Annotated in this window: 5 protein-coding genes; 2 read left to right on the forward strand and 3 right to left on the reverse strand. The window is 58.2% G+C overall.

Features of this window, described 5'->3' with window-relative positions; all coding sequences use genetic code 11:
• Positions 1 to 222: 222 nt before the first annotated feature.
• Together FJ964_RS19960 and FJ964_RS19975 are read left to right on the forward strand one after the other, a co-directional pair.
• The gene (locus FJ964_RS19960; RefSeq protein WP_140551969.1) at positions 223 to 444 is read left to right on the forward strand and encodes a hypothetical protein; all 222 of its coding nucleotides are present in this window, start codon (positions 223 to 225) and stop codon (positions 442 to 444) included.
• Positions 445 to 1,381: 937 nt separating this feature from the next.
• The gene (locus tag FJ964_RS19975; RefSeq protein WP_181172541.1) at positions 1,382 to 1,708 is read left to right on the forward strand and encodes an FAD-dependent oxidoreductase; all 327 of its coding nucleotides are present in this window, start codon (positions 1,382 to 1,384) and stop codon (positions 1,706 to 1,708) included.
• A 1,129-nt stretch (positions 1,709 to 2,837) separates the two neighbouring features.
• Here the strand turns inward: FJ964_RS19975 and FJ964_RS19985 are convergent.
• From FJ964_RS19985 to FJ964_RS19995, 3 genes are all read right to left on the reverse strand, one after another.
• Positions 2,838 to 3,074 (reverse strand): hypothetical protein, encoded by a 237-nt coding sequence (locus FJ964_RS19985; protein WP_140551971.1) that lies wholly within the window; start codon positions 3,072 to 3,074, stop codon positions 2,838 to 2,840.
• Between the two features lie 19 nt (positions 3,075 to 3,093).
• The gene (locus FJ964_RS19990; RefSeq protein ID WP_140551972.1) at positions 3,094 to 3,828 is read right to left on the reverse strand and encodes a Crp/Fnr family transcriptional regulator; all 735 of its coding nucleotides are present in this window, start codon (positions 3,826 to 3,828) and stop codon (positions 3,094 to 3,096) included.
• A 363-nt stretch (positions 3,829 to 4,191) separates the two neighbouring features.
• A complete protein-coding gene (locus tag FJ964_RS19995; protein ID WP_140551973.1) occupies positions 4,192 to 5,067 on the reverse strand; it encodes an MBL fold metallo-hydrolase in 876 nt (291 codons plus the stop codon).
• Between the last annotated feature and the right edge of the window lie 933 nt (positions 5,068 to 6,000).

The following is a 6,000-nucleotide window of genomic DNA, read 5'->3' on the forward strand; positions in this document are numbered from 1 at the left end:
GCGAGGCGCTGAGATGCCGCGGACTAATGATGACGGTCGTAACGAGAAGAACACATTGGCTGCAGCACTTGTTGTCGACAAGGACGTGCTGAGCGCGCCGCCAAGACGGGCCGATTGAAGGAAGCGCGCCTCGCACAAGCCATCACGCGCGGCCCCATCGAACGCAGGCCGCGTGTCACCAAAAAGGGTCGCAGGATTTTTGTTGCTGGCTAGGAGGTGTCCGTGACTCGCAATCACGACAAGGAAAGATACGACCGCGCCAAGCGTATCAGCCAAGAGATGCTGGACGCTGAACGAGCGGAGCGCGCTGAGAAGACGGCGCGGCTGAGACAAGCAAGGCTTGCACAGCACCTGGTGGAGTCGTCGCCGGCGCAACCGCAAATTCATCGCGAATCCATCCAGGCTCTCAAAAAGAGAAGCCGTAAGGTGATTGAAGTATTTTAGGCCCTCCACATCTGTGCAGAACCACGGCGCGGCGTTTAATTTCGACCAAGAGCGTCTATCAATACCAATGGCGATCAACCGCGGGGACTTTGCATCTCCGCACCTCGCCATTAAAGCTGGGAGCGAAGCCTTCTCGCAAAGTCGTCGGTGACCTTTTCGCTTAGCGGACGAGCTTGCCATTCTTCCACACTGACCTGCCTTGATCGTTTCAGGTCCTCGTTGAAAACGTCTATTTGCGTCCGCGCGAATTCCATGCCGTAGACATTCAGAGTGCCTCATCGTTGAGGCGCAAGGAACGCTCATCCAAATTGGCCGAGCCAAAGCTCACCCAGGGTCGTCGGAGGCGGGCCGGCAGGACTGACCGCCGCTCAATATCTTGCCCGTTTTCGCCATCGCGTGCTGGTGATCGATGCCGGCGATCCTCGTGCCGCCTTGATCCCAACGAGCCATAACTGTCCTGGCTTTCCCGAAGGAATAAGTGGAGCCGATATTCTGGATCGCCTTCGACGTCACGCCACCTTGTATGGAGCCACTCTGGTTGGAGGGCAGGTCTATTCCCCCGCCCCCGCCTAAGGGGGGGTCGTCACTGAGACCTCGATTGGCGCAATCCGGACACGCAAGGTGTTTTTGGCGACAGGGATCACCGACACGACACCCGTCATTCCGCGTCTACGCGAGGCAATTGCCGCAGGTGTCATTCGACTCTGCCCAGTATGCGATGGGAGGCGATCGACCAGAAGATTGCAGTCGTCGGGCACGACGTGAGAGCCTTGAAAGAGGCCATTTTTCTCAGTCGGTTTTACACCGCTCATAACATGCTTGGGAGCGACGCATCCGACCTTCCGATCAGCACTCATCGTGCGGCGAGGGCAAGAGGCATAGTCATCGGTGACCTCTCGACACGCTCTGTCCGGCAGCAGACGGCTGCGAGGCGATTTTGAAAGATGGGACGTCATACCGCTTCGATGCCATTTATCTGGCACTGGGATGCAAGGTTCGTTCTCAACTCGCCGAGGCCGTTGGCGCAAGATGCTATGAAGACGGCTATGTCACAGTCGACGAGCATCAGCAGACTTCCATCCATGGCATGTACGCCACCGGTGACGCTGTCAACGCGTTGAACCAGATAGCCATCGGTTTTGGACAGGCTGCCATTGCCGCGTCGCATGCCCATAGGGAGCTGGCGCCGAGCAGACTGGATTTGCAGATCAGCCTTCTCAATGAACATGAAAACACGCGGCTGATCGGGATGTCGGCCGCTTGACGGCGCATCGGAACGTCTCGACCCCGGCCGACAAGAAGTTGCCGCGTCCTGCAATCGCAGCAGATGATCCCGCCAACAGTTCCAGCCGCGGAACATTCACTGGGGCACGAGGTTTGGCTGCAGGCCTACAATCCTCCCTCCTTGTCTGGGCCTTGAGGCTGCCGAAGCAGCTTCGGCCCGTCTCGGCTTTGTCCGGGGCGGGCTTTCGATCTAGGAAGAGCTTTCCGGATGTAGTTGAGGCAGATCACGCCGTAGACCGATAAAAGGCCGTTGCTGGTTCGAGCGGACGCCATTTTGTTTGCCTCCCGAGAACACGTGGAACATTCTTTCTCGTCCAGCGTTAGCGCGCGCCGGACGACCTGTTCTGCGATCTCTTGCTGGCCGGCATCAAAGGTTGCAACCACCCGCCTCGGCCCCTCTCGAGACGGGCGGCGAGCGGAGTTGAGATGCGATGCATAGAGCCGCCTTCACGCCATCAGAACTTGCCCTACTCAGTCGCGTCTTCGCACGCAGCAAAATCAAAAAAACGAAACCGCAACCGAGAGGGAACGCCGCGCATCAAGTATTCTGGCCTACTACCAAGCGGGGATCACGGATGAGGATGAGCTAGAACAGCTTTCTCGCCAACCGCTGGGAAGGTGACGATTAGTCTTCCTTCTTCAGAGCTTCCGCCTCATCTTTGAGCTTCGGCCAATCGGCGCCGTGCTTGCGAAGCAGCGTTCGGGCTTGCTTGGGGTCAATGTCCGTGAGCTGGACCAGATGTTCGAGCTCAAGTTCCTGGCCTTTCGCTACCCGGCTTGCTTCGTTCGCTTTTCGTTAGCACTTCGACACCCACTGCTGAGACAACATGAACGAGCGCCGAAAGTGCGCGTTCCAGAACTTCAATCAAAAAATACGCGACACCGATTAAAATCACTCGGGTTGGGCCAAGTATGGGACGGGCCATGGCCTTCTGCTGTGCCTTGCCGATTTCTTCCTGTGGGGAACCGAAGCTTGCCTGAGGTCGCAAATGGCGGCGGCATCTTCGCGCGACTGTCCGATCACGCGGCGTTCGGGTTTCCTCTCCGTTCATGCCATTCGATGTGCCGTCGCTCGGCAGCTTTCTGACGCAGCAAGTCCGGTGCGCACTTCACCTCATCAACTTGATCTGAAGCGAGATGCTCAGCCTCAGAATCCTGTCGCCGTTTTCGTTCCGCACTTCAACAAACACCTGCTGCCCGTCCACCTCAGTGAGTGCATCTCTCGTAAGGTCGATAAGGCCCTCGAAGCCCACGCGGCGCACCTCCTCCAAGCCGGCACAATCGATGCCGATTTGGTCCTTGATGACCACATCGTGTTCGCCACTATCAAAGAAAAACCGTGCCATCCGAGAGTTTCCGTCACCATTAAGCTGCGGGGTTCCTTTGGTGCAGGTAGGTCGTGTCGAAATCACCTGCACGAGTGAGGCCAGGCCAATCAAGAGCATGAACTCTTGACCCCGTAGTGGCGATGAGGCCTCTACGTCGAAGTTCCTGAAGCATTCGGTTGACGTGGACTGTGGACAAGCCCAATGCATCGCCAAGGGCCGCCTGGGTAATGGGAAGATCCGCGACGTGATCCTGGATGCGTCCAACCGAGCGCAAGCGAAAAATCAGTTCGCACAATATGTGAGCCATGCGCGTGTATGCCTCGCGTCTTCCCACATTAGTGACCCATTCCCTGTAAATCGCTGCATCGATCAGGGTCGACCGCCAAAAAGCCGTCGCGATTCGAGGATGCCGTTCGCAAATGGCGCGAAGAGCGTCATGCCGTATGAAGCCCAGTCTGGCCGGCGTGAGGGTCGAAAAGTTACAATCCATGACCGACAGATGCACGCCGTGCAGATCCGGAATGTCACCAGCCACAAAGAAGGATGTGATCTGCCGTTTCCCGTCGCCGGTATGTTTGGTGGAACCGAGCAGGCCATCCAAAACGACAAACGAACTAACAGGACGGTCCCCCTCACGCACCAGGTCATAGTTGGCCAAAAAATCCTTCTCCTGGATCGGGATGCTCTTCAAAACGTCGATGTCGGTCTGTCGAACATCCGAGATGCTCTGAAGCTTGCGGATAAGTACATCCGAGGATGAGGTGGGAGACAAATTGGCTACCTAGCTTATGTTATTTATCGAACTTGCATTCGCGCTGAAAGTTCCGTGACATTACAGAGCGGCGGCGGAGAACGGGCCGGTTCTGCGGGGCCTGCGTATGCAGCTCCCGACGTGAGTTGGACCGCCGCACAATCGAGCCCGCAGTTATGCCGCCCATAGGGAAGCCTGCGGAGCAATGCATTGACCTATGACATGGGCTGTGTTCGAAATTGTCGCTGAGATACCGTTGGCGCCAATTCGGCAAGGCTTTGACGTCCGCAACGGAACATGCCCCACTGGCGCTACGAGGTTGTTCAGTCAGCCGAGACAAGCTGCAAGGCAACTTAGAGCGGCAATACAGCTCCTGGCGCTCCGCTAAGCTCCGCCATCTGAAACAGTGGCTGGCTCACGCACGAACTTCATCCGCAGCGGCACGGCGAATGCCGTGAACTGCTCAGCCAGTCTGTCAAGGGCTTGGCGCATGCCAACTCCCGCAGCTGGCGCTCCGTGTCCGCTGATCACCATCTGCGGCTTCAGCGCAGCCAGTTGTTTCACGGATTTTTCCGCCGCATCCCAATCCGGTGTGAAGTAGCGCGGTGGACCATGCATCTCCAAGTCCTGAACGGCGACTTCATAGACCGACTCCTGACCCGTGGTGATGAAGGCGTCCCCAGCGATCAGCGAACGGTCTTCTTCGCGCCAGAGAGAGACATGCCCCGGCGCATGCCCGGGCGTGTGCAGCCAGCGCCATCCGGGCATGCCGGGGACCGATCCGTCGACCGGCAAGAGTTGCAGGCGATCTCCGAGATCGATTGGGCCACGAGGAAAGATTGGCGAAAGCAGCGCCATCAGGCCTCCCCCCACCCAAGGATCAGGTGGTGGATAGGCTTCGGTCCCGTCCAAATAGGGACGCTCGAGCGGGTGCGCGAAAACGGGCGCATCCCATGTGCCGGCCAGATCCACAACCGTTCCCACATGGTCGAAATGGCCATGGGTCAAGATGATCGCGGCTGGCCGCGCGCCGGCTCCAAAGCGCTTTTCCGCGACCGCCAGGATGCTGCTTCGGGACGTCGGCAAACCCGCATCGATGAGGACCCAGTTTCGATCTCCGCTGCCGGGAGCGCCGAAGAACACGACATTCACGATTGTCAGCCGCAAATAGGCCAAATCCGGCGCGATGCTCCAGACGCCGTCGCCACGATCCTCGCGCCTGGCATGGTCGATGTCGGAAAGTCGAATCTGAACGGTCATACTGTTCCCTGCCTCCGTTGTAACCGCCGGACAATCGATGACGGCTCGGTCCCGAACTTGCCTCGGCGCACCTTGTTCCCTGGCTGCTATCTGCTCACAGGCTCGGTGGGCTCGATCGGAACAAAGGCTCGACCATCCGGGTTTGGCTCCCAGTAATACCCTGGACGATGATGCAGCATGGCAAATGAGAAGGGGTTACCGCATGAGCGAAGCAGCACAAAGATAGCGATGGCTTGACTTCGATTGCGGGCACGTCGCCGTTCGCCAATCTTTTCCTGGCTGGCTTTGAGTGCTCGTCGCACCGGCGCAAGGACGGCGTTCGCCTCGATCTTATCCGCGCGACGTCGCATTATTTGCGAAGCTTGTCCCCATAGGCGCCTAGTTGCTCGTCCGCCGCCTATTGGGGCGAGGCGGCGGACCTGTCCTTGGGAATCGACCGCTCATAGGGGTAATGTGCCACTTGGAGGCCAGTTCCAAGATTTCGCTTTGGAAGACAAACGCCATCAGGCGTAATTGTAGCAATGCCATTGTGCAGTATCATATGGGCCGGGTAATTAGGCCCACCCTCGTGCCAGATATGGTCGGCACGGTCAATCAACTCGATGCTTCGGCTGCTTGATCGTGCCGACTATTGCCCGACGATCCCTGTGCAATACACTTGAAAAGCAAGATCTGCTACTGCGACATGAAAGAGATCGAGCAGCTGCGGCGGGAGCGCCCCGAACGGGCAGGAACGGCCTACATGGAAAGCGTGCGGACGCGGTAGCTTGCCTGAGCCCGGGCCGTACGAGTGATGCCCCCATCTCCCGTCGAACCACACCGCGTCCTGTCCCGAACATAGCGGTCGCAAGTGTCAAGAGCATGTTACATGGGGTTACATGTCACTGTTACTTGGAGAGGGCCGAGGTCGGTTGCTGGTTGCGTGTAGAGCGA

The sequence above is a fragment of the Mesorhizobium sp. B2-3-2 genome (assembly GCF_006442295.1).
Taxonomy (GTDB): domain Bacteria; phylum Pseudomonadota; class Alphaproteobacteria; order Rhizobiales; family Rhizobiaceae; genus Mesorhizobium.

Bases quoted from the DNA above. Each gene is read 5' to 3' on its own strand.
- FJ964_RS19985 (WP_140551971.1), bottom strand. From the start codon at position 3,074: ATGGCACGGTTTTTCTTTGATAGTGGCGAACACGATGTGGTCATCAAG.
- FJ964_RS19995 (WP_140551973.1), bottom strand. From the start codon at position 5,067: ATGACCGTTCAGATTCGACTTTCCGACATCGACCATGCCAGGCGCGAG.